This window comes from Streptomyces sp. NPDC003720, assembly GCF_042875075.1.
GTDB lineage: Bacteria > Actinomycetota > Actinomycetes > Streptomycetales > Streptomycetaceae > Streptomyces.
This window is the reverse complement of sequence record NZ_JBIANZ010000010.1, coordinates 150,087-172,809: the sequence shown is the minus strand read 5'-3', so window position 1 is coordinate 172,809 and position 22,723 is coordinate 150,087. Positions and strand designations below refer to the sequence as shown.

Genomic DNA, 22,723 nt, shown 5'->3' with positions numbered 1-22,723 from the left:
ATTACGCCCGATCCCCCGAGCTGAAACGGGGTTCGGCAGCACGATTTGGATCATTTTCCGATGAAGCCGCAACAACCCCGCTCCGCGCGGGAACTGCGAGGACCCGCCCGGTGGCGAGCAGGACCAGCAGGGACACGGCTCCCGCGGCGCCGGGGACGGCGTATCCCCACAGCGGGCCGCCCGCCTGGACCACCGGTCCCGCCAGGCCCGTTCCCACCGAGGCGCCGACGGTGAACGTCGTGACGAGCCAGGAGAACGCCTCGGTGACGGTGCCGCCCGGCGCGTGCCGGTCGACGATGATGAACGCGCAGGCGATGCAGGGAGCCAGGAACACCCCGGAGAGCAGGCTGAGCAGCACCATGGCCACGGCGTCCGGCATCAGCATCAGCGGCAGGTAACAGACCGCCAGAAGGGCCACCAGGACGCGCAGTCGCCGCTCGGGCGCGCCGCTCCAGGCACGCGCGCCGTACACGGAGCCGCCGATGAGCGCCCCGAGGCCCAGCGCGGCCATCAGCCAGCCGTAGACCGCGTCGCCGCCGTGCTCGTCGGCGTACGGCACCGAGGCCACGGTGATCGAGCCGAGCGCGATGCCGACGAACAGGAAGGCGCCGAGCAGCGCGAGCAGGCCGGGCGAGCGCAGGGCCCCCAGCCAGTGCGCCTCGCGCGGCGCCGAGCGCCAGGCGCGCGAGGGCGGCGAGAGGACCACCGAGAGCGCGCCGAGGACGCCGACGGCGTTCAGCACCAGCAGCGCCGCCCGCTCCGACCACAGCGAGACGCACAGCGTCACCAGCAACGGTCCCACGGTGAACATGACTTCCTGGGCGACGGCGTCCATGGCGTACGCGGTGTGCACCTGCTCCTCGCGGCGCAGCACCGACGGCCACAGGGCCCGCAGACCGCCCTCCAGCGGCGGGGTGAACAGGCCGGCCGCGGCCACGGCCGCGCAGGCGAGGGGCAGCGGGTCGGTGCCGGAGAACGCGAAGACGGCCATCGCCAGCGCGGACGCGACGGCCGCGGGAAGCTGGACGCGCGGCTGGCCGTACAGGTCCTCCAGACGGCCCAGCACGGGCTGCCCGACGGCGTTGGCGACGCCGTACACGGCCGCGAGGGCGCCCGCCAGGCCGTACGTGCCGCCCTCGGCGCGGACGAACAGCACCAGCGCGATCGCGGCGGTCGCGTTGGGCAGCCGGCCCACCAGGGTGCCGGTGAGCAGCCGGGCCGCGTGTCTCGCCCTGAGGATCTCGAGGTATCCCGCGGCCATGTCCCGCCTCCAAGTGTTACGTATAACCCCGCCCGTCATACGTACCATGTGCGCTGTTCACCCGTCCAGACGACCGGACGTGAGCCGGCGGGCCGCGAAGCCCCCGGGCGCACGACCGCCAGAACAGGAGCACCCCCGCGGTGGCACGCAGCAGCACCCGCCCGACCAGCCGGGACGTCGCACAGGCGGCCGGAGTCTCCCAGGCGGCCGTCTCCCTCGTGCTCGGCGGCAAATGGCGCGGCCGGGTCTCCGAGGCCACCGCCGACCGGGTCCGGGAAGCCGCCCGCGACCTCGGCTACCGGCCCAACCTCGCCGCCCGCAACCTGCGCCTCGGCCGCACCCGCACCGTCCTGCTCGTCGTCCCCGCGCTCACCACCGAGTTCTTCGCCGGCGTCTACACCGGCGCCGCACGCGTCGCGGCCCGGCACGGCTTCGGCGTCGTGCTGTACCCCTCCCCCGAGGGCATCGGCCCGGCCCGCGACCCCTTCGCCTCCGCGCAGTCCGCCCTGGACGGCGTCATCGCCTCCTCCATGGCCGCCGACGCCCTCACCGCCATCCGCGGCGACCAGCTCCCCCTCGTCATGCTCGACAGCGACCCGGACGGCAGCCTCGGCGCCGCCACCGTGAACCTGGACATCGCCGACGGCGTCCGCCAGGTCACCGAGCACCTGCTGGCCCTCGGCCACCGCCGCTTCCTGCACCTCGCCGCCGACGTGCCCTCCTGGACCTTCGAGATGCGCGCCCGGGAACTCGCCGCCCGCCTCGACGCCGTACCCGGGACACAGCTGCGGACCGCACCCGCGCCGATCTCCATCGACGGCGCCCGCACCGCCCTCGAGGCCGCGCTGGCCGCCCCCGGCCCCCGCCCCACCGCCGTGGTGTGCGACGACGACAAACTGGCCGCCGGCGCCTACAAGGCCCTGCGCCGCCTCGGCCTGCGGGTCCCCGACGACGTGTCCGTCACCGGCCTCGACGACCTGGCCCTCGCCACCGCCCTCGACCCCGAACTCACCACCGTCCGCCTCGACGCCGAACAGTTCGGAGAACGCGGCATGGAAGCCCTCCTCGCCGTCCTGGAGAACCGGGAGCCGGCCGGCGCAGACATTCCCGTGGAACTCGTCGTACGCGCCTCTACGGCCCCGGCAAGCGCCGCCGAGGCCTAGCCAGGCCGCACGTGGCGGCGACAACGCCCGGCGGGGCCCAGCGGGGCTCTGCGACACGACCACCGCACGGCGAGTCCCAGCGCGGCGTCCCGCGAGCGGCACCGGCCCTGGCGCCGGCACGAGGTCCTCGGCGCACCCTCGGCGAGGGTTGGTGCCCGGGCACCGCCCGGCCAGGGCACGATGCTGCTTCGCCGATGCCGGCCAGGCGCGGCTCGAGCCCTGCACCGCACCGGGGCCGGCTCCAGGGGCTTGGCTACGCCCGCCGCGCCGTGCCGTTCCGGCGCCGCCACCGCATCGCCCCGTCCCGGCGCGGCTCAGCCGGCCCCGGCGGCCCCGTTCCCGCGCAGCTCGCGAGCCCTGCACCGCTCCGGGCCCGGCTCCACGACCCGGCTGAACCCGCCCGGCCATAGCGGGGGGCTTTCCGGCGCCGCCACCGCATCGGCCCGTCCCGGCGCGGCGCAGTCGGCCCCGGCGGACAGGCCCCGGCGGTCCCGTTCCGGCGCGGCTCGCGGGCCACGCGCCGCTCCGGCCGCCTTCGGCTCGGCTCCACGACCTAGTGTCAGGCCGCCCTCAGCCCGGCCCCCGGCGCCCCACCGGCACCCATGCGGCTCAACCACCCCCGTGCCGCCCTCAGTCGGTGTCCGGCAGCAAGCCGCTCACCGTCTCCTCCAGGCGCGGCAGTACCCGCTGGCCTGCCAGGGCCAGCGCGATGCCCGCCACCACACCGGCCCAGCCCACCGGCCCCAGCGGGGTGCAGCCGACCGCGCGGCTCACCACCGGGACCTGGATGAGAGCGACCAGGGCCACCGCCGAACCCAGCGACGTCACCCGCACCAGCGGGCTGTCCCGGCGGTCCAGCAGCGTCTGCGCGAGCTGGGTGCCGACCACCCCGCAGAGCGCCATCGTGCTCGAACGGCGCGCCGTACCCGGCGTGAAACGGCCGACCAGCCACGCCGTCAACGCGCCCAGACACGTGGTCAGCGCCCGGTGCCGGATCTGGCGGATCAACGGCTCGCCCAGCACACCGCCCGCCGCGTCCTCCGGCGACCGCGGCCCCGACCGCTCCGCCGCCTGGGCCCCGGCCTTCGGCGTCACGGCCACCGCCATCGCCGGGAACAGATCCGTGAACAGGTTCACCAGCAGCATCTGCCGCGTCGACAACGGCGCCCGGCCCGACACCAGCGTGCCCAGCAGACCGAAACCCACCTCGCCCGCGTTGCCGCCGATCAGGATCGCGATCGCGTCCGCCACGCTGTGCCACAGCGCGCGCCCCTCGACGACCGCGTCGATCAGCACCGTCAGATCGTCGTCCGTCAGTACGATGTCCGCCGCGTTGCGCGCCGCCGCCGAACCACGGGCATTGATGCCCACCCCGATGTCGGCCGCCCGGATCGCCGCCGCGTCGTTGGCGCCGTCGCCCACCATCCCCACCACCCGGCCCGCATCCCGCAGCGCCTCCACCACCTGCAGCTTCTGCTCCGGAGCCACCCGCGCCACCACACCCGCGTCCCGCAGCATCCGGGCCCGCCCCGAACGGTCCGCCGCGCCCAGCTCGTCCCCCGTCACCACCACCGGCTCCTCCGGCCACCCCAGCTCCCGGGCGATCGCCCGCGCCGTCTGCGGATGGTCCCCCGTCAGCATCACCGGCCGCACCCCCGCCTCGTACAGACCCCGCACCAGCGCCGTCGACGTCTCCCGCGGCACATCCGAGAACGCCAGCAGCCCCGAGAAACCCAGCTCCCGCAGCGGCTCCTCGAGCACCCCGGCCGCCGCCTCGCCCTCCGCCAACCGGCGCCCCGCCACCGCGAGCACCCGCAGCCCGTCACCCGCCAGCACGTGCGCCCCGTCCCAGGCGTGCGACGGCAGCTCCCGGCAGGCCGGCAGCACCGTCTCCGGCGCCCCCTTCACCACCAGCACCCGCGCCCCGTCACCCGTCCGCCCGACCGCCGCCGCGTACCCGCGCGCGGCCTCGAACGCCAGCCCCTCCTCCTGCGTCCACCCCGGATCGTCCCCGGCCGCGTCCAGCACCGCCTCGTCCGTCGCGTGCACCGGCCGCTCCGACCCGCCGTTCGGCCGCGGGCACGCACGCGCCGCCGCCCGCACCGTCTCCGCCGCCGCCTCCTCGCCCGCGGCCGACACCCCGCCACCGGCGTCCCACACCCGCACCAGCCGCAGCCGGTTCTCCGTCAACGTGCCCGTCTTGTCGAAACAGACCGTGTCCATCCGCCCCAGCGCCTCCAGCGTGCGCGGCGTACGCACCAGCACCCCGTCGGCGCTCAGCCGCCGCGCCGCCGCCAACTGCGCCACCGTCGCCACCAGCGGCAGCCCCTCCGGCACCGCCGCCACGGCGACCGCCACCCCACCGCTCACCGCGTCCCGCACCGGCGTCCCCCGCAGCAGTGCCAGCCCCGTCACCGCCGCCCCGCCCCCCAGCGTCCACGGCAGCGCCCGGCGCGTCAGCTCCTGCAGCCTCACCTGCACCCCGCCCGCCGGCGGCGTACGAGCCGCCAGATGAACCGCCCGCGCCGCCTCCGTACGGTCACCGGTGTCCACCACCACGGCCCGGGCCCTCCCCGCCACCACCGTCGTCCCCTCGAACACCATGCACCGCCGGTCCGCCACCGCCGCGTGCGGCGTCCGGTCCGTCTGCTTCTGCACCGGCAGCGACTCCCCCGTCAACGCCGACTCGTCGACCTCCAGACCCTCCTGCCACAACAACCGGGCATCCGCCGGCACCACGTCGTCCCCGGCCAGCTCGATCACATCACCCGGCCGCAGCCCACCCGCGTCCACCGTGCGCGTCCCGCCCGCCGGCGCCTCCTCCTCCGACGGCACCACCCGCGCCTTGCGCTTCTGATCCGCCAGCAGCCCCGACAACGCCCGCTCCGCCCGCAACCGCTGCACCCCACCCACCAGCGCGTTCAGATCCAGCGCCCCCACCACCAGCAGCGCGTCCACCATCGAACCCAAGATCGCCGACGCCGCCGAACCCACCGCCAGCACCGGAGTCAACGGATCATGCAGCTCGCCGCTGACCGCCCGGCCCAACCGCACACCCCAGCGCACCGGACTCACCGCCGGATGCCCCGCCACCGCACCCGCCGCCCCACGAACCCCGGCCGCCGCCCGGCCCAGCCCGCTCACCTCGGCAGCCGGCTCCCGGTCCACCCGCTCCCGCGCCTCCTCCGGATCCAGATCGTGCCAGTGCACCCGCGGACGCGGACGGGGCGCCGAAGCCGCCGCCACCCCCAGACCCGCCCGCACCCCGGAGAACAACGCACCCGCCGCCGCCGCATCCACCGGCACATGCCGCATCCCCGGCAGCACCGTCAGCCGCCCCCGCCCACGCCTCGACTCCCCCACCGCCACCAGCAACCCCGAAAGCGCGGCACCCGACCGCGCCAGCGTCTGCGACCGGCCACCCACCGCACGCGCCGCCGGCACCGCCGTCAGCAGCCGCCACACGTCCTGCAGACCACGCCGGGCCAGCACGTCCGCACCCCACACCACCGCGGCGTCCCCATCCACCAGGGCCACCGCCAGATCACCGGCCCGCAACCCCGCCAGCACCCCGCCCTCGTCCACCGCACCCAGCCGGGCGACCGTGATCACGGTCCCCCCGTCACCACGCATCTCGCACACCACGTCGTCCAACGGCCGCCGCGCGTCCACCACCACATCCGCGAGACCCGCGAAATCCTCCAGCACCGGATCGTCCACCACCACGACCCGCAGCCCCGCCCGCCGCGCCGCGTCCAGCACCGGCTCCGTCCACGGATCCGCCGACCCGTCCGCCGCCCGCAGCGCACTCGGATGCAGCACCACCGTCCCCGCCAGCTCCAACTGCCACAACCGCTCCGGCGCCCGCACCAACACCCCCACCCGCGCCAGCGCGGCACTCAACACGGCGTGGAAGACCGCCGGACCGTACCGCGCCGCCTTCGGCGAACCCGACAGCACCGCCTCCGCCGCCTCCGCGCCGTCATGCTTCACCAGCAGCGTCGCCAGCGCGCCGATCACACTCCCCGCCGCCGCATGAGCCGCGTACTCCTGCGCCGGCGTCTCCCGCAACGGCGGCCGCTCCCACTCCCGGCCACCCACACTCACCCGCTCCGGAGCACACAACTCGTCATGCACCGTGTCGAAAGCCGCGGCCCGCCCCACCACCTCCGCCAGCTGACACCCCCGCAACGCCCCGTCCAGCACCAGCGAAGCCGGACTCTGCCCCGCCCCGTGCGCCAGCGCGTTCGCACCCGCCAGCACCAGATCCATCCCCGGCCCGCCCAGCCGCCGGCGCAGCACCGCCCGCACCCGCGGGTTCTCCCGCAGGAGCGTCACCGCCGCCGTCACCGTCCGCGGCGACGGCGGCAACCGCCATGTGTACGCCGCGAACGCCGCGCCCGTCCCCACCACATCCGCCGCGAGCGCCGCCGCCGCCACCCGCACCCCCACCGGATCCGCCGGATGCGACAACTCCTCCGGATCACCACCCAGCTCCAGACCATGGCGCCGCGCCACATCCACCACATGGTCCAGCACCAGGTCCGACAGCGCGTCCTCGGACGCCGTCACCACCAACCGGGCCAGCCCCTCGTCCCAGTAGGCCACCAGCACATCCGGATGCTCCGCCACCGCGGCGGCCACCCGACGCCCCAGACGCTCCCTGCCGTGCCGCGCCGCCTCCTCGTGCGCCGGGTGCAACGCCACATGCTGCCGGGCGCCCGCACGCCACCGGCCCGCACCACCCGGCAGCGCGTTGCCCGCCACCCGGCCCACCCGCACCGCCGCGTCCGCACCACGCACCCCCGCACGCGCCGTACCCGCCGCCACCCCGGCCGCCGCGCCCACCACCGGAACGACCGCCCGCGCCAGCATCCGCGGCGCCGCCGGCACCAGCCGGGCGGCAGCCGACGGAACCGTCAGCAAGGAGAACACCATCGACCGTCCTCAACGCGTCGTACGGCCCGGCCGGGCCGTAGGCCCAAGAGGCCCACCATGCACGCCATGACCACCGTGCACGGCGGAACCGCCATGCTCACCAGCACCGCCGTGCCCAGCAGCACCAGGCCCCGCGGAACCACCGTGCCCGGCAGACCCACCACGCTCACCGGACCCGCCGAGCCGCTGCCCCGGCCCCTCCCCGGCCGGCACCGTCCGGTGCGTCGCCGCCCACGCCATCGCCTCGTCGTCCGGCTCCACCGCCACCGGCTCCTCCGGCACGTCCGCCACATCCGAACGCTCCACCGGCTCACCGTCCTCCACCGGCTCACCGAGCCGCGCCACCCCCGCACCGGCCTGCCCGGCGGACCCGACGGAAGGCCGCGGCTGCGTCAGCCACGCCACCGCCGCACCCGTCAACGCCACCGGCCACTCCACCACCCCCGCCACCCCCAGCACCCCGGCCCCCGTGTACACCGCCAGCCGCCGGCTCCTCGGCGACACCGCCGCCACCTTGTTCAACGTGCCCTCGGCGACCCTGCTCACCGTCCCGGCACCGGGCAACCGGCCCAGCACCGAGGCAGCGCCCCGCACCGGAGCGGTGAGAACCGAGGACGACCTCTGCTCCGCCATGACTCCTCCACCTCCGCACATCCCTGCCGTGCCCCACCGAGTGCCCCCACACAGCGGGCCATCCCACAGGAAAGCGGCAAAACGCCGCCCACACCTCCAGGTTCCGGCCCCCCGGCCCGAGCCGCACGCGGAACAACCCCCCCAGCCGGACGCACAACTGATCGCGCCCCGGCCGAAACGGCCGGGGCGCGATCAGTGAAGAGACGGCGGCGAAACCGCCGCGGACAGACCTACTCCTCGTCCTCCACGGAACTCTCCGCCTCCGTGGCCGCACCGTCCGCCTCCAGAAGACGCGACAGCTGACGGCCCACGATCCGCTTGAACTTGCGCTGCTGCGGCCGCGTACGGTCCAGCACCGCGACTTCCAGACGCTCCGCCGGAATCTCCCGCTCACTGCCGTTCGTGTCCCGCGACAGCGCCTGCACCGCCAGCTTCAGGGCCTCCGCCAACGACATCCCGTCACGATGACGCTGATCCAGGAAACCGCTGATCTGCTCCGCGTTGCCGCCCACCGCCACCGAGCCGTGCTCGTCCACGATGGAACCGTCGTGCGGCAGCCGGTAGATCTGGTCACCCTCGGGCGTCGCGCCGACCTCGGCCACGACCAGCTCCACCTCGTACGGCTTCTCCGCCGCCGAGGAGAAGATCGTGCCCAGCGTCTGCGCGTACACGTTCGCCAGACCCCGGGCCGTCACATCGTCACGGTCATAGGTGTAACCACGCAGATCCGCGTACCGCACACCGCCGATGCGCAGATTCTCGTACTCGTTGTACTTGCCGGCGGCCGCGAAACCGATCCGGTCGTAGATCTCGCTGAACTTGTGCAGCGCACGGGACGGGTTCTCGCCGACGAACACGATGCCGTCGGCATACTGCATGACCACCAGACTGCGGCCACGCGCGATGCCCTTGCGGGCGTACTCCGCCCGGTCGGCCATCGCCTGCTGGGGTGAGACATAGAACGGCGTCGACACCGGTTATCCGTCCCTTTCTGTCATGGTCACTGGATCACCTCGAAAACAGCCGGGCCACGCTCAGAGCAGAGCGGCCTTCGGACCGTCCGGCTCCTCCAGCCGCCGCTGGAGCACCGCACGCGACAGCTCCGAGGACTCGTCCTCGGTCAGCCGGCGGAAACCGTCCTCGGTGATCACGGTGATGATCGGATAGATCCGGCGGGCGACATCGGGACCACCGGTCGCCGAGTCGTCGTCAGCCGCGTCGTACAGAGCCTGCACCACCAGCGTCGTGGCCTGCTCCTGCGACAGGTCCTCCCGGAACAGCTTCTTCATCGCGCCCCGCGCGAAGATCGAGCCCGACCCCGTCGCCGCGAAGTGGTGCTCCTCGGAACGTCCTCCCGTCACGTCGTACGAGAAGATCCGCCCCCGCTCACGGTCCACGTCGTACCCGGCGAACAACGGCACCACGGCCAGCCCCTGCATCGCCATGCCGAGGTTGGACCGGATCATCGTCGACAGCCGGTTCGCCTTGCCCTCCAGCGACAGCTGCGCGCCCTCGACCTTCTCGAAGTGCTCGAGCTCCAGCTGGAAGAGCTTCACCATCTCCACGGCGAGACCGGCGGTGCCGGCGATGCCGACGGCCGAGTACTCGTCCGCCGGGAACACCTTCTCGATGTCCCGCTGGGCGATCATGTTGCCCATGGTGGCCCGGCGGTCACCGGCGAGCACGACGCCCCCGGGGAACGTGACGGCGACGATCGTCGTCCCGTGCGGCGCCTCGATCACGCCCTGGGTGGGCGGGAGCTGCCGCTTGCCGGGCAGCAGCTCGGGCTGGTGCTCGGAGAGGAAGTCCATGAAGGAGGAGGACCCTGGCGTCAGGAAGGCAGCTGGTAGACGCCCGGTGCTACGAGTGTTGGCTTCCACGCGTTTCCTTCCACGTATGCAGCAGCCCGCCTTATGACCTCGGGCTGATCCTTGAACTGCCCCAGTGCGGCATTGCAGCTGAAGCACAGTACGCCACGGACCCTACCCGTCTCATGGCAGTGATCCACATGTGCGGGCACGGCAGCCAGGCATATACAGCAGACGCCCCCTTGAGAGGCGACCAACTCATCGCGCTCGGCCTCGGTCAGGCCGTAATGACGCTTCAGATGACGTGCTCGCCCCTCTGCCGCGCGGCATGCCTTGCATCGGGTCGACAGCCCGTCCGAGGCGGTCGCGTTGCGGTGCCACTCGCTCCACGGCTTCACCTCACCACACTTCAGACAGAGCTTGTGGCCTTCTGGTACGTCCATCTTCGGGCGCACCTTCCGCCCCAGGCTCTCCTGGCGCTTCCGGTGGTAGTCGGATGCGCAAGCTCTGCAGTGCTGCTGCAGGCCATCCAGATTGGACCGCCGACGGTGAAACGCCGTGCGCGGCTTGCTTTCACCGCACCGCACACAGCGCTTCATACTCTCTTCGCTTGCCAAGCCAAACGCCCCCGTGCGCCTTCGATTCGAAGGTTATTCGCCACCTTTTTGCACGAAGCTCCGAACGAAATCCTCGGCATTTTCTTCCAAGACGTCGTCGATCTCGTCCAGGACGGAGTCCACGTCGTCGCTCAGCTTCTCGTGCCGCTCCTTGAGGTCCTCGGAGCCCTGCGCGTCCTGCGCCTGCTCCTCGACCTCCTCGGTGGAGCGCGTGGCCTTCTGCTGGCCGCCGCCGGTGTCCTTGGTTGCCATATCCCTCACCCCGCTCTGTTCGCCCGACATGGTCGACGGGTCGGCATTCCTGCCGATCGGTGATGATCAGACCCTACAAGCCGGGTCCGACATCGGCCCCGCAGTTGCGACAACGTACGGGGGCCAACTCGATGATTCCCGGACGGCGGGGTTTCCACCCCGGACGCCCGGGCGGGTCCGAGTACCCCGCGGTCTCCGGTCAGCCGCCGGACAAGACCCTGACCAGGTCTTCCGCCGTGCGGCAGCGATCCAGCAGCTCCTTGACGTGATTTCGCGTTCCGCGAAGCGGTTCGAGGGTTGGGACGCGCTGCAGCGAGTCCCGGCCCGGCAGGTCGAAGATCACTGAGTCCCAGCTGGCCGCGGCCACGTCGTCGGCGTACTGCTCGAGGCAGCGGCCGCGGAAGTAGGCGCGGGTGTCCTCGGGCGGTGTCGTGCGGGCCTTCTCGACCTCGCTCTCGTCCAGCAGGCGCTTCATGCGCCCGCGGGCCGCCAGGCGGTTGTAGAGGCCCTTCTCGGCGCGTACGTCGGCGTACTGGAGGTCGAGGAGGTGGAGCTTGGCGGCGTCCCAGTCGAGGTCGTCGCGGCGGCGGTAGCCCTCCATGAGTTCGCGCTTGGCGACCCAGTCGAGTTCGCCGGCCAGGCTCATGGGGTCGTTCTCGAGCCGGTTGAGGGTGTCCTCCCAGCGGGAGAGGACGTCCTTGGTCTGGTCGTCCGCGTCGGCGCCGAAGCGTTCCTCGACGTACTTGCGGGACAGCTCGTAGTACTCCATCTGGAGCTGGACCGCGGTGAGTGTGCGGCCGCTGCGCAGGGTGATCAGACGCTGCAGGCCGGGGTCGTGGGAGACCTGATGGAGGGTGCGTACGGGCTGGTCGACGGCCAGGTCGACGGCGATGAAGCCGTCCTCGATCATGGACAGGACCAGGGAGGTCGTGCCCAGTTTGAGGTAGGTGGAGATCTCGGAGAGGTTGGCGTCGCCGATGATGACGTGCAGGCGGCGGTACTTCTCCGCGTCGGCGTGGGGTTCGTCGCGGGTGTTGATGATGGGCCGCTTCAGCGTGGTCTCCAGGCCGACCTCGACCTCGAAGTAGTCCGCGCGCTGGCTGAGCTGGAAGCCGTGTTCGTGGCCGTCCTGGCCGATGCCGACGCGGCCGGCTCCGGCGAAGACCTGGCGGGAGACGAAGAAGGGCGTGAGGTGGCGCACGATGTCCGAGAAGGCGGTCTCCCGCTTCATCAGGTAGTTCTCGTGCGTGCCGTAGGAGGCGCCCTTGTTGTCGGTGTTGTTCTTGTAGAGGTGGATGGGCTGGGCGCCGGGGAGCTGTGCGGCCCGTTCGGCTGCTTCGGCCATGATGCGTTCGCCGGCCTTGTCCCAGAGGACGGCGTCGCGGGGGTTGGTGACTTCGGGGGCGCTGTATTCGGGGTGGGCGTGGTCGACGTAGAGGCGCGCACCGTTGGTGAGGATGACGTTGGCGAGGCCGATGTCCTCGTCGGTGAGCTGGCTGGAGTCGGCGGCCTCGCGGGCGAGGTCGAAGCCCCGGGCGTCCCGTAGGGGGTTCTCCTCCTCGAAGTCCCAGCGGGCCCGGCGGGCCCGGTGCATCGCCGCGGCGTAGGCGTTGACGATCTGGGATGAGGTGAGCATGGCATTGGCGTTGGGGTGGCCGGGGACGGAGATCCCGTACTCCGTCTCGATGCCCATTACTCGCCGTACGGTCATGCGGCCCTCCTTGCCCGGCGGCACCCTCGGTCGTGGGTACCGCTCGCGTACCGCCGGCGCTCCGGTGCGTGTGCGGTGCCCGTCCCCGCACTGTGCGACTCGGCGGTAGGAAAGAGCCTAGAACGCCTTTGCGCTGGTGGGGAGATCATTTGCGTCATTGGCTGCTCCGGTCGTGGCCTGAAAAGCAGTCGGCTGCGGGTACCCGTGGTGGGCACCCGCAGCCGCCCTGGTTTTACAGGTACTGACCGGTGTTCGCCACCGTGTCGATGGAGCGTCCCGTGTCCGCGCCCTGCTTTCCGGTGATGAGGGTGCGGATGTAGACGATCCGTTCGCCCTTCTTTCCGGAGATGCGGGCCCAGTCGTCGGGGTTGGTGGTGTTGGGCAGGTCCTCGTTCTCCTTGAACTCGTCCACGCAGGCCTGGAGGATGTGGGAGACGCGGAGGCCCTTCTGGTTCTTTTCCAGGAAGTCCTTGATCGCCATTTTCTTCGCGCGGCCGACGATGTTCTCGATCATGGCGCCGGAGTTGAAGTCCTTGAAGTAGAGGACTTCCTTGTCTCCGTTGGCGTAGGTGACTTCCAGGAAGCGGTTCTCCTCGGATTCGGCGTACATGTGCTCGACCGCCGTCTGGATCATGCTTCCGACGGTGGTGGCCTTGTCGCCCTCGTGCTCTCCGAGGTCGTCCGCGTGGAGCGGGAGTCGCTCGGTGAGGTACTTGCCGAAGATGTCCTTGGCGGCCTCGGCGTCGGGCCGCTCGATCTTGATCTTCACGTCGAGCCGGCCGGGGCGCAGGATGGCGGGGTCGATCATGTCCTCGCGGTTGGAGGCGCCGATGACGACCACGTTCTGCAGGCCTTCCACGCCGTCGATCTCGGCGAGGAGCTGCGGGACGATGGTGTTCTCCACGTCGGAGCTGACGCCGGAGCCGCGGGTGCGGAAGAGGGATTCCATCTCGTCGAAGAACACGATGACGGGGGTGCCCTCGCTGGCCTTCTCGCGGGCTCGCTGGAAGACGAGGCGGATCTGCCGCTCGGTTTCGCCGACGTACTTGTTGAGGAGCTCGGGGCCCTTGATGTTGAGGAAGAAGCTCTTGCCGGCGGCTTGTCCGGTGACCTCGGCGACCTTCTTGGCGAGCGAGTTGGCCACGGCCTTGGCGATGAGCGTCTTGCCGCATCCGGGCGGCCCGTAGAGCAGGACGCCCTTGGGCGGGCGCAGCTCGTGCTCCTTGAAGAGGTCGGGGTAGAGGTAGGGCAGTTCGACGGCGTCGCGGATGGCCTCGATCTGGTTGCCGAGGCCGCCGATCTGCTCGTACCCGATGTCGGGGACTTCTTCGAGGACGAGTTCCTCGACCTCGCTCTTGGGGACGACCTCGTAGACGTAGCCGGAGCGGGGCTCGAGCAGGAGGGCGTCGCCGGGGCGGATGGTGACGTCGAGGAGGGGTTCGGCGAGCCGGACCACTCGTTCTTCGTCGGTGTGCCCGAGGACGAGGGCGCGCTCGCCGTCCTCGAGGATCTCCTTGAGGGTGACGATGTCGCCGACGCGCTCGAACTCCATGGCGTCGACCACGTTGAGCGCTTCGTTGAGCATGACCTCCTGGCCGCGCCTGAGGTCGTCGACCTCGACGCTCGGGCTGACGTTCACGCGGAGCTTGCGGCCGCCGGTGAAGATGTCGGCGGTGCCGTCCTCGTTGGCCTGCAGGAAGACGCCGAAGCCGGCGGGCGGCTGGGCGAGCCGGTCGACCTCTTCCTTGAGGGCCACGATCTGGTCGCGGGCTTCGCGGAGTGTGTTGGCCAGGCGCTCGTTCTGGGCGGAGACGCCGGCCAGGTTGGTCTGCAGCTCGACGATCCGCTCTTCGAGAATCCTCGTGTGCCGCGGAGAGTCGGCGAGCTTGCGTCGCAGGACGGCGATCTCCTGCTCAAGGTAGGCGATCTGCCCGGCGGGGTCGTCGGACCCTCGTCCCGGGCGGATGCCGCGGTTCATGTCGTCGTCGTGGGCTGCCACGGTCCTCACCTCCTCCAAGGGGAGCTGGACGCTTCCAGACCCTACCTGGGTGGGTGACGATTGAAACCCCTAGATCATAAAGACTGTCAAGGTGTGTCGTCGGTCACCCGGTGCGCTCCCTCTCGCACGGAGGGGATACCCACTGAACGTGATTCGGAAGCCGCTTGTTCCTGGTCGGTGGCGGTCAATACCCGGCGCGTGTGGCCGGAGTTGTCCGTTCCGGGCCGGTCGGCCGGTTCCGGGGCACGCTTCGCCGCGCTCGTGCGGTTGTGACGCAGAGCGACGGTCGGGTCGGTCGTGGTCATCGTCGGGGCGGCTGGAAGTGTTCGCCCGGTTCCGGGGCTCCCTTTCCCGGTCGGGCGCTCGTACCCGAAGGGGTGCCGAGGGAAACCCGATACCCGTGGAATCCGGCGGGTATGCGGGCGGGGGTAGGGTCGAGGTGTTCAACAGCCGCTGGTGCGGACCTCGCTGGCCGTCGGGCCGGGGGCGCCGGGCGGCGATTCGACGGCAGGAGAGGTGACCGTGCGGCAGGAGGCCCCGGAGGGCGAGGCGCTGGAGGTCTGGATCGACCAGGCTCTGTGTACCGGCGACGGTATCTGCGCCCAGTACGCGCCCGAGGTGTTCGAGCTGGACATCGACGGGCTGGCCTATGTGAAGGGCGCGGACGACGAGCTGCTGCAGGCGGAGGGCGCCACGGTGCCGGTGCCGTTGCCGCTGCTCGCGGATGTGGTCGACTCGGCGAAGGAGTGTCCCGGGGAGTGCATCCACGTGCGCCGGGTTCTGGACAAGGTGGAGGTGCACGGTCCGGACGCGGAGTGAGATCCGGCCGGTGTCCGGTCGTGCCGTGCGCGCGCGTGGGTCGTCTTCGGACGGGTCGCGCGCGTGCGGTGTTTTCGGGCCAGGTGTGCCGGGGCCTGGTGGCGCGCGGGGGGTGTGCGGCCGGGGGTGCGTCACACGCTGTGGGACGCGGTGGGGGTGGAGCGGAGGAACACCTTCCCGTTCCAGTGCCAGCTCGTGGGGGTCTTCAGGTCGGGGCAGCAACTGGGTATGTCGGGCGTGGAGTAGCCGAGCAGGGTGGCGGTGACGGTGCCGGCGTGGAAGGCGAAGTCGGTGACGGTGTGCCGGTCCTTGGGGTCGACGAGGGTGGCGACGACGCGCGCGGCGCCGCCGGCCGCGCCCCGGGTGAGGACGTAGACGCCGTCGGGCGGTGTGCCCATGGGGGCGTCGCAGTGGACGACCGCGACGGTCTCGGGGGCGCCGTCGCCGTCGAGGTCGCCGGTGACCTTCTTGACCACGACCGCTTTCACGGGTCCGCAGCTGAGCGGGAAGTGCACGCCGCCGGTGCCGGGCGGCGCGGCGGCGGGGGCGGTCTTGACCTCGGTGCGCGGGGTGGGCTGGGCGGCGGTGGCCGAGCCGGGCTGCACGGCGGATGACAGGGCGACGACGCCGGCTATCGCGGTGGCGGTGGCGACCCAGTGGATGGGCCGGGTGTGCGTGTGGGCGAGCTCCGGAACGGCGGATGGCTGCACTAGGAGTTTCTCCTGTGAGGGCTGTGCCGGTGGGGGGGTGGCCAGCATGGTGCCACACGTCACAGTGCGTGGGAACGGCGGGGTCGTACGGGATTCTCGCAGGCGGGGGGACGCGCGCGTGAGGGCCCGTGCGCGGCCTGGTGCCGTGTCAACGCGTCGGCGCCGTGGCGGGGTTCCCGGATGTGGTGGGAACTCGGCCACGGCGCCGTCGCGTTGTGCCGGTGGGGAGGGGGCCGTTCAGCGGCCGGTGCCGCCGTCGGCGTTGGGGCCGGCGTAGTCCTCGCCGTAGGCGCCCTTGGCGGGGCGGCGGCGGCGCATGGGCGGCTCGACGCCGTCGGCGAGCCGGCGGGCGGTGAGGAGGAAGCCGGTGTGGCCGATCATGCGGTGGTCGGGCCGGACGGCGAGGCCTTCGATGTGCCAGTTGCGGATCATGGTCTCCCAGGCGGTCGGCTCGTTGAAGCAGCCGATCTCCCGGATGGACTCCACGGTCCGGGCGAGCTGGGTGGTGGTGGCCACGTAGCAGCACAGGATGCCGCCGGGGACGAGTGCCTTGGAGACGGCTTCCAGGCATTCCCAGGGGGCGAGCATGTCGAGGATGACGCGGTCGACGTCGGTGTCGGACAGGTTGTCCTGGAGGTCGCCGACGGTGAGCTGCCAGGCGGGGTGGGGGCCGCCGAAGTAGCGCTCGACGTTCGCCTGCGCGATCTCGGCGAAGTCCTCGCGGCGCTCGTAGGAGTGGAGCATGCCCTGGTCGCCGATGGCGCGCAGCAGGAAGCTGCTGAGCGAGCCGGAGCCGACGCCGGCCTCGACGACGCGGGCGCCGGGGAAGATGTCGGCGAAGGCGAGGATCTGTCCCGCGTCCTTCGGGTAGACGACGGCTGCCCCGCGGGGCATGGACAGGACGTAGTCGGGGAGCAGGGGGCGCAGCGCGAGGTAGGCGACGTTGCCGGTGGTGCGGACAACGCTGCCCTCGGGAGCGCCGATCAGTTCGTCGTGCGGGAAGGAGCCCTTGTGGGTGTGGAAGTTCTTCCCGGCTTCGAGCGTGAACGTGTAGTGGCGGCCCTTGGGGTCGGTCAGCTGAACCTGGTCCCCGACCTTGAAGGGCCCGCGCCTGCGGGCGGCACCGGTCGGTTCGGACATGTGACCAGCCTACCGGCGTTTGCGGGGGCCGCCGACCACGGGAGGGCGGGCCGTCAGGGGCGGGCCATGGCCTTGACGAAGGCGCGCTCGACGTCGGCGGCGGAGAGGACGCCGTAGATCTCGCCGGTCTCCTCGACGACGAGGTATTCGGTGGCGGGGGTGGCCCGGAGGGTGTCGAGGAGTTCCTCCCCGGCCAGTTCGGCGGAGACCCGCATGCCGTCGGTGAGGTCCTGGGCGAGGCCGCTGACGGCGACCCAGGGGCGGCGGTGTTCGGGTACGCCGACGATGGCGGCCTCGCGGACGAGGGAGAGGGGGTTGCCCTCGGCGTCGACGACGACGAGGGCGCGGGCGCCGGCGGCGTTGGCGCGGCGGAGGGCTTCGGAGAGCGGGGTGTCGGTCTCGACGGGGACGGCCCGTCGGGTGAGGGCGCGGGCCTTGAGTTCGGGGAGGTGTTCGCGCAGGCGGGCCATGCGCAGGCTGTTGCCGGCGCCGGTCCAGATGATCGCGGCGAGGATGGCGGCGAGCAGGGCGTCGGTGACGGTGTCCATGCCGCCGACGTCCTGGTTGCCGCCGCCGAAGGCGCCGGACTGGTTGAGCAGGGGGAGGCCGACGAGGACGGAGATGGCGAGGGCGCGGCCGACCCAGGCGGCGGCGACGGTGCCGCTCATGGGTTTGCCGGTGATCTTCCAGACGACGGCGCGCAGCATGCGGCCGCCGTCGAGGGGCAGGCCGGGCAACAGGTTGAAGGCGGCGACGATGAGGTTGGAGATCATCAGGCCGGCGAGCAGGACGCCGGGGACGCTGTCCGGCTGTACGGGCTTCATGGCCAGGTAGAACAGTCCGGCCAGGGCGAGGGAGAGCAGCGGGCCGACGAAGGCGAGGACGAACTCGCGTCCTGGGGTCTCGGCCTCCTTCTCGATCTCGGAGACGCCGCCGAAGAACTGGAGCTGGATGCGGCGGACGGGGAGCTTGAAGCGGATCGCGGCGACGGTGTGGGCCAGTTCGTGGACGAGTACGGAGGCGTAGAAGGCGACGGCGAAGAAGAGGGAGACGAGGTAGCGGGCGGCTCCGAGTTCGGGCAGCACCCGGTCGAGCTGGCCGCCGAAGACCCAGGTGATCAGGGCGGCGACGAGGAACCAGCTGGGCGCCACGTAGACGGGGACGCCGAAGGGGCGACCCATGAGGAGTCCGCCGCCGGGTTCCTTGGGCCGTCGCTGCGGGGGTTCGCCCTTGGCGATGCCGGAGTGGGCGAGGGAGCGGTGTTCGCCGGGGTGCGGGCCGGGGCCGGCCTCGGGCGGCTGCTCGCCGGTGCCGGTGTGGGTGGGACCCGTGGGGCCGGTGGCCCCGCCCGTCTCGTGATCGGGGTCCGGGCGCGCGGCCCCGCTGTCCTGTGGCGCGCCGGAGCCGGGGCGCTCGTCCGCATCATGGGATCCGGGGGTGTCGCGGAGGCCGTCGCGGTCGGCCGGGCCGGGCTGCGGGGCGTCGTCGGGCTCCGGACCGGGGTGGTGGCCGGTGGGTCCGTTCGCCGGGGCCGTAGGGGCCGCGGGGTGCTCGGCCGGCTCGTCGTTGCCGGACCGCGGCTGCCCGCTCCCGCCGCTCACGTCCACGCTGTCCCCTCGTTCGAAGCGTCCTCCGCGCCGCGCGGGCGGGAGGTCTCGGGTCGATGGTATGCGGCCGTGGTGGTCCGTTCCGCCCCGGCACCCCTTGTGTTTGCCCCGCTGTCGCGCGCCCTAACGCGGCCCACGGCTGGGTCGCTGTCAGTGCCGGGCCGTATGGTCTGGGGTCATGGACAGCAGCATCGAGGACGCGGGGACCCTGCCGACTCCGCCCGGACAGACCCCTCCGGCGCCGGCGGCGGCCGCCGGGAAGCAGGGAGTGTCCGGCAGGGAGTCGATGGTGCCCGGCGGAGAGCCGATGACGTCCGGCGAGCAGCCGGGGGCGTCCGGCGGCGGCTCGTCGATGTCCGCCGGGGAGCCGATGGAGGCCGGCAGCGAGCCGGTGGTGCCGGCCCAGAAGGCGGTGGCGTCCGCCGAGGAGCCGGTGGTGCCCGCAGGACACCCGGTGGCGTCCGACGGACAGCCGGTGGTGCCCGCCGAGGAGCCGGTGGTGCCCGCAGGACACCCGGTGGCGTCCGACGGACAGCCGGTGGTGCCCGCCGAGGAGTCGGCGACGTCCGCCCAGGAGCCGGTGGTGTCCGGCGGGCAGTCGGTGGTGGCCGGTGGTGAGGCGGCGGCGGTTGCCCAGGAGGCGGTGGTCGCCGGGGCGGGTGGGGAGCGGGAGGCTGTCGCGCCGTCCTCTTTGTCGCCGTCCCGGGCCGGGGACTTCATGCAGTGTCCGCTGCTGTACCGGTTCCGGGTGATCGACCGGTTGCCGGAGAAGCCGAGCGAGGCCGCGACGCGGGGCACGCTGGTGCACGCGGTGCTGGAGCGGCTGTTCGACGCGCCCGCCGTGGAGCGGACGGCGCCGCGGGCGAAGGCGCTGATCCCCGGGCAGTGGGACCGGCTGCGGGAGAGCCGGCCGGAGGTCGGGGAGCTGTTCGCCGAGGATCCGGAGGGCGAGCGGCTGGCCCGCTGGCTGGGCGAGGCCGAGCGGCTGGTGGAGCGGTGGTTCACGCTGGAGGATCCCGCCCGGCTGGAGCCCGCCGAGCGGGAGCTGTTCGTGGAGGCCGAGCTGGAGTCGGGGCTGCGGCTGCGCGGCATCATCGACCGGGTCGACGTGGCGCCCACCGGCGAGGTGCGGATCGTGGACTACAAGACGGGGAAGGCGCCGCGGCCGGAGTACGCGGAGGGCGCGCTGTTCCAGATGAAGTTCTACGCGCTGGTGGTGTGGCGGCTGAAGGGGGTCGTGCCGCGCCGGCTGCAGCTGGTGTATCTCGGCAGCGGTGACGTGCTGACCTACGATCCGGTGCCGGCCGATCTGGAGCGGGTGGAGCGCAAGCTGCTGGCGCTGTGGGAGGCGATCAGGCGGGCCACGGAGACCGGCGAGTGGCGTGCCCGGCCCACGAAGCTGTGCGGCTGGTGCGATCACCGGTCCCGCTGCCCGGAGTTCGGCGGTACTCCCCCGCCCTATCCGCTGCCGGTGCGGTCCGCCGCGGCGGACGGGTAGCGGCCGCGGGCCGCTCCGAGGCCGCCGCCTGCGGCCTGCCGGGGGCAGGGCAGAATGGGTGCGGACTAGCGAAGGAGTGTCACGTGGCCATCCGCGTCCTACTGGTCGACGACCAGCCCCTGCTGCGCACCGGTTTCCGGATGATCCTGGAGGCCGAGCAGGACATCGCGGTCGTGGGCGAGGCCGGTGACGGTCTGCAGGCCCTCGATCAGGTACGGGCCCTGCAGCCGGATGTGGTGCTGATGGACATCCGGATGCCGCGCATGGACGGTGTGGAGGCGACCCGGCAGATCACCGGACCGGGGCGGGACGGCCCGGCGAAGGTGCTGGTGCTGACCACGTTCGATCTGGACGAGTACGTGGTGGAGGCGCTGCGCGCCGGGGCGAGCGGGTTCCTGCTGAAGGACGCGCCCGCGAACGAGCTGGTGCAGGCGATCCGGGTGGTGGCCGCAGGCGAGGCGATGCTGGCGCCGAGCATCACGCGCCGGCTGCTGGACAAGTACGCCACGCATCTGCCGTCCGGTGAGGAGTCCGTGCCGGACACCCTGCACACGCTCACCGACCGTGAGGTGGAGGTGCTGAAGCTGGTGGCGCGCGGGCTGTCCAACGCGGAGATCGCCGCGGATCTGTTCGTCAGCGAGACGACGGTGAAGACGCACGTGGGTCATGTGCTGACCAAGCTGGGGCTGCGGGACCGGGTGCAGGCGGCGGTGTACGCGTACGAGAGCGGACTGGTGCGGCCCGGCGCGAGTTGAGCCGGCGGCCGGGAGCAGAACCGAGGGCGCCCCTTCCCGTGCGGGAAGGGGCGCCCTCGGTGTCGTGCGGGGTGGGCCGTCAGCCGCTCACACCGCGGCCAAGCTCCCACAGCTGGAGCGACGCCACGGAGTTGAGGGCGTAGGAGACGCCCGTGATGTTGTCGCGGGCGGCGACGTACTGCTTGCCCTGCCACAGCGGCAGCACGGGGACGTCCTCGGCGACGGTGTCCTGGATCGCGGTGAGGGTCTTGACCGCGTTGATGCGGTCGGCCTCGCGCCGGGACTCGGGGATCAGGGTGCGCTGGATGGTGCCGTTGGAGTAGGGCGAGCCGAGGAAGTTGCCCTTGTCGAGGAACGGCGCGACGAAGTTGTCGGCGTCGGGGAAGTCGGGGAACCAGCCCATGCCGTAGACGTCGTAGTCGCCCTTGCGCTCGGCGGGCCGGAACGTCGACCAGGGGTGGCCCTGGATGCTGACGTCGAACAGGCCGCTGTCGTTGAGCTGCTTCTGCAGGATCTGGAACTCCTGCTTGGTGGCCGAGCCGTAGTGGTCGGTGGTGTAGTGCAGGGTCAGCTTCACCGGGGTGGTGATGCCGGCCTTCTCGAGCGAGCTCTTGGCCTTGGTGACGCTGGGGTCGCCGTACTGGTTGAAGAACGAGTTGGAGTGGCCGGTGAGGGTGGCCGGGACCAGCGAGTACAGCGGCTGGGCCTGGGTGCCGTAGACCTTGGAGACGAGTTCGCCGCGGTTGATGAGCTGGGCCATGGCCTGGCGGACGGCCTTGTTCTTCACGGTGGGCGCGTTGGTGTTGAAGGCCAGGTAGCGGATCTCGAGGCCCGGCATGTCGACGAGGTCGACGTTGGCCTGGGAGCCGGAGTCCAGCTTGTCGATCTGGGACGGCGACATGGTGCGCGTCATCAGGTCGATGTCGCCCTTTTCGATGGCCTGGCCCATGGCGTCGGCGTCGTCGAAGGAGCGCATCACGACCTCGTCGTTGTTCACCGTCACGCTGCCCTTGTAGGAAGGGTTCTTGGTGAAGGTGGCGGCGACGATCGCGTTGTCCTTGACCTCGGACTTGACCGTGTAGGGGCCGGAGCCGTCGACGTCGAAGCCGTCGCGCAGCTTGTCCTTGGCGTAGTCCTTGGGGTTGACGATGCCCGCGACCGGGGTCGACAGCTTGTACGGGAAGGTGGCGTCGGCCGTCTTGAGGTGGAAGATCACCTCGCGGTCGCCCTGGGTCTCGACCGTGTCGATGGTGTTGAGCAGGGCGGCGACGCCGCTGTCCGCGTTGATGCGCAGGGCGCGCTCGATGGAGTACTTGACGTCGGCGGCCGTGACCTTGTCGCCGTCGGAGAACTGCAGGCCCTCGCGCAGCTTGCAGGCGTAGCGCTCGTTGCCGCTGTCGGTGAAGGAGCAGCTCTCGGCGGCCTCGGGGACGGGGTTGCCCTCGCCCTTGGGCTGGGTCATCAGGGTCTGCACCGTCTGGCGCAGGATGTTCCAGGTGCCGACGTCGTAGGCGTAGGCGGGGTCGAGGGGCGCCGGGGCGTCGCTGGTGGCCTCGAACCGGTCCGTGGTGCCGACCACGATGGCGTCCGCGCTCTTGCTCCCGCTGTCGGATCCGCCGCACGCGGCGAGAACCGGCGTCAGCAGGCCGGCCACTGCCGGCAGCACCAAAGTCTTGCGGTTCATGCGGGAGTTTCTCCAGAGCTGTTCGAGTCCATGTACTCGGCATGCATGGGTGGTGCGGCGAGTCACGGGGGTTGTTTCGATGTTCTCGCGACGAGATTAGTCCGCGCCCGCACGGGGGTTGGCGGGCG

General features: G+C 72.0%; 16 protein-coding genes. 4 read left to right on the top strand and 12 right to left on the bottom strand.

Annotated elements, in window-relative coordinates; translation table 11 throughout:
- Nucleotide 1: 1 nt before the first annotated feature.
- A complete protein-coding gene (locus ACFYU0_RS27010; protein WP_389304695.1) occupies nucleotides 2-1,261 on the bottom strand; it encodes an MFS transporter in 1,260 nt (419 codons plus the stop codon).
- Nucleotides 1,262-1,401: 140 nt separating this feature from the next.
- Between ACFYU0_RS27010 and ACFYU0_RS27005 the strand changes: the two genes are divergently transcribed.
- Nucleotides 1,402-2,424, top strand: a complete 1,023-nt coding sequence (locus ACFYU0_RS27005; protein WP_351664110.1) for a LacI family DNA-binding transcriptional regulator — start codon at nucleotides 1,402-1,404, stop codon at nucleotides 2,422-2,424.
- Nucleotides 2,425-3,054: 630 nt separating this feature from the next.
- On the opposite strand, the gene ACFYU0_RS27000 is transcribed toward ACFYU0_RS27005, so the two are convergent.
- From ACFYU0_RS27000 to arc, 7 genes are all read right to left on the bottom strand, one after another.
- Nucleotides 3,055-7,362: an HAD-IC family P-type ATPase gene (locus tag ACFYU0_RS27000; protein WP_389304693.1), complete on the bottom strand. Its 4,308-nt coding sequence runs from the start codon at nucleotides 7,360-7,362 to the stop codon at nucleotides 3,055-3,057.
- Nucleotides 7,363-8,225: 863 nt separating this feature from the next.
- Nucleotides 8,226-8,969 (bottom strand): proteasome subunit alpha, encoded by a 744-nt coding sequence (gene prcA, locus ACFYU0_RS26995; RefSeq protein ID WP_389304691.1) that lies wholly within the window; start codon nucleotides 8,967-8,969, stop codon nucleotides 8,226-8,228.
- A gap of 60 nt (nucleotides 8,970-9,029) precedes the next feature.
- A complete protein-coding gene (gene prcB / locus ACFYU0_RS26990; RefSeq protein WP_389304690.1) occupies nucleotides 9,030-9,875 on the bottom strand; it encodes a proteasome subunit beta in 846 nt (281 codons plus the stop codon).
- A complete protein-coding gene (locus ACFYU0_RS26985) occupies nucleotides 9,827-10,402 on the bottom strand; it encodes an endonuclease VII domain-containing protein (RefSeq protein ID WP_389304688.1) in 576 nt (191 codons plus the stop codon). The genes prcB and ACFYU0_RS26985 overlap by 49 nt, the downstream gene beginning before the upstream one ends.
- A 51-nt stretch (nucleotides 10,403-10,453) precedes the next feature.
- Nucleotides 10,454-10,672, bottom strand: coding sequence for a ubiquitin-like protein Pup (locus ACFYU0_RS26980; protein ID WP_014671690.1), 219 nt, complete (start codon nucleotides 10,670-10,672; stop codon nucleotides 10,454-10,456).
- Between the two features lie 199 nt (nucleotides 10,673-10,871).
- Nucleotides 10,872-12,383, bottom strand: a complete 1,512-nt coding sequence (gene dop / locus ACFYU0_RS26975; RefSeq protein WP_351664121.1) for a depupylase/deamidase Dop — start codon at nucleotides 12,381-12,383, stop codon at nucleotides 10,872-10,874.
- Between the two features lie 232 nt (nucleotides 12,384-12,615).
- A complete protein-coding gene (gene arc, locus ACFYU0_RS26970; protein WP_351664123.1) occupies nucleotides 12,616-14,382 on the bottom strand; it encodes a proteasome ATPase in 1,767 nt (588 codons plus the stop codon).
- Nucleotides 14,383-14,898: 516 nt separating this feature from the next.
- Between arc and ACFYU0_RS26965 the strand changes: the two genes are divergently transcribed.
- Nucleotides 14,899-15,201, top strand: coding sequence for a ferredoxin (locus ACFYU0_RS26965; RefSeq protein ID WP_351664125.1), 303 nt, complete (start codon nucleotides 14,899-14,901; stop codon nucleotides 15,199-15,201).
- 131 nt (nucleotides 15,202-15,332) lie between these two features.
- Here the strand turns inward: ACFYU0_RS26965 and ACFYU0_RS26960 are convergent, their stop codons facing one another.
- The 3 genes from ACFYU0_RS26960 to ACFYU0_RS26950 form a co-directional block, all read right to left on the bottom strand.
- Nucleotides 15,333-15,911 (bottom strand): hypothetical protein, encoded by a 579-nt coding sequence (locus tag ACFYU0_RS26960; RefSeq protein WP_389304686.1) that lies wholly within the window; start codon nucleotides 15,909-15,911, stop codon nucleotides 15,333-15,335.
- Nucleotides 15,912-16,148: 237 nt separating this feature from the next.
- A complete protein-coding gene (locus ACFYU0_RS26955) occupies nucleotides 16,149-17,051 on the bottom strand; it encodes a tRNA (adenine-N1)-methyltransferase (RefSeq protein ID WP_067050546.1) in 903 nt (300 codons plus the stop codon).
- Between the two features lie 53 nt (nucleotides 17,052-17,104).
- Nucleotides 17,105-18,658, bottom strand: coding sequence for a site-2 protease family protein (locus ACFYU0_RS26950; protein ID WP_351664129.1), 1,554 nt, complete (start codon nucleotides 18,656-18,658; stop codon nucleotides 17,105-17,107).
- 580 nt (nucleotides 18,659-19,238) lie between these two features.
- Between ACFYU0_RS26950 and ACFYU0_RS26945 the strand changes: the two genes are divergently transcribed.
- Both ACFYU0_RS26945 and ACFYU0_RS26940 read left to right on the top strand, forming a co-directional pair.
- Nucleotides 19,239-20,156 carry a RecB family exonuclease gene (locus ACFYU0_RS26945; protein WP_389304816.1) on the top strand — a complete coding sequence of 306 codons (918 nt, stop codon included), beginning with the start codon at nucleotides 19,239-19,241 and terminating at the stop codon, nucleotides 20,154-20,156.
- Between the two features lie 83 nt (nucleotides 20,157-20,239).
- On the top strand, nucleotides 20,240-20,911 hold the full coding sequence (locus ACFYU0_RS26940; protein WP_351664131.1) for a response regulator transcription factor: 672 nt from the start codon (nucleotides 20,240-20,242) through the stop codon (nucleotides 20,909-20,911).
- A 79-nt stretch (nucleotides 20,912-20,990) separates the two neighbouring features.
- Here the strand turns inward: ACFYU0_RS26940 and ACFYU0_RS26935 are convergent, their stop codons facing one another.
- On the bottom strand, nucleotides 20,991-22,595 hold the full coding sequence (locus tag ACFYU0_RS26935; protein WP_351664133.1) for an ABC transporter substrate-binding protein: 1,605 nt from the start codon (nucleotides 22,593-22,595) through the stop codon (nucleotides 20,991-20,993).
- Between the last annotated feature and the right edge of the window lie 128 nt (nucleotides 22,596-22,723).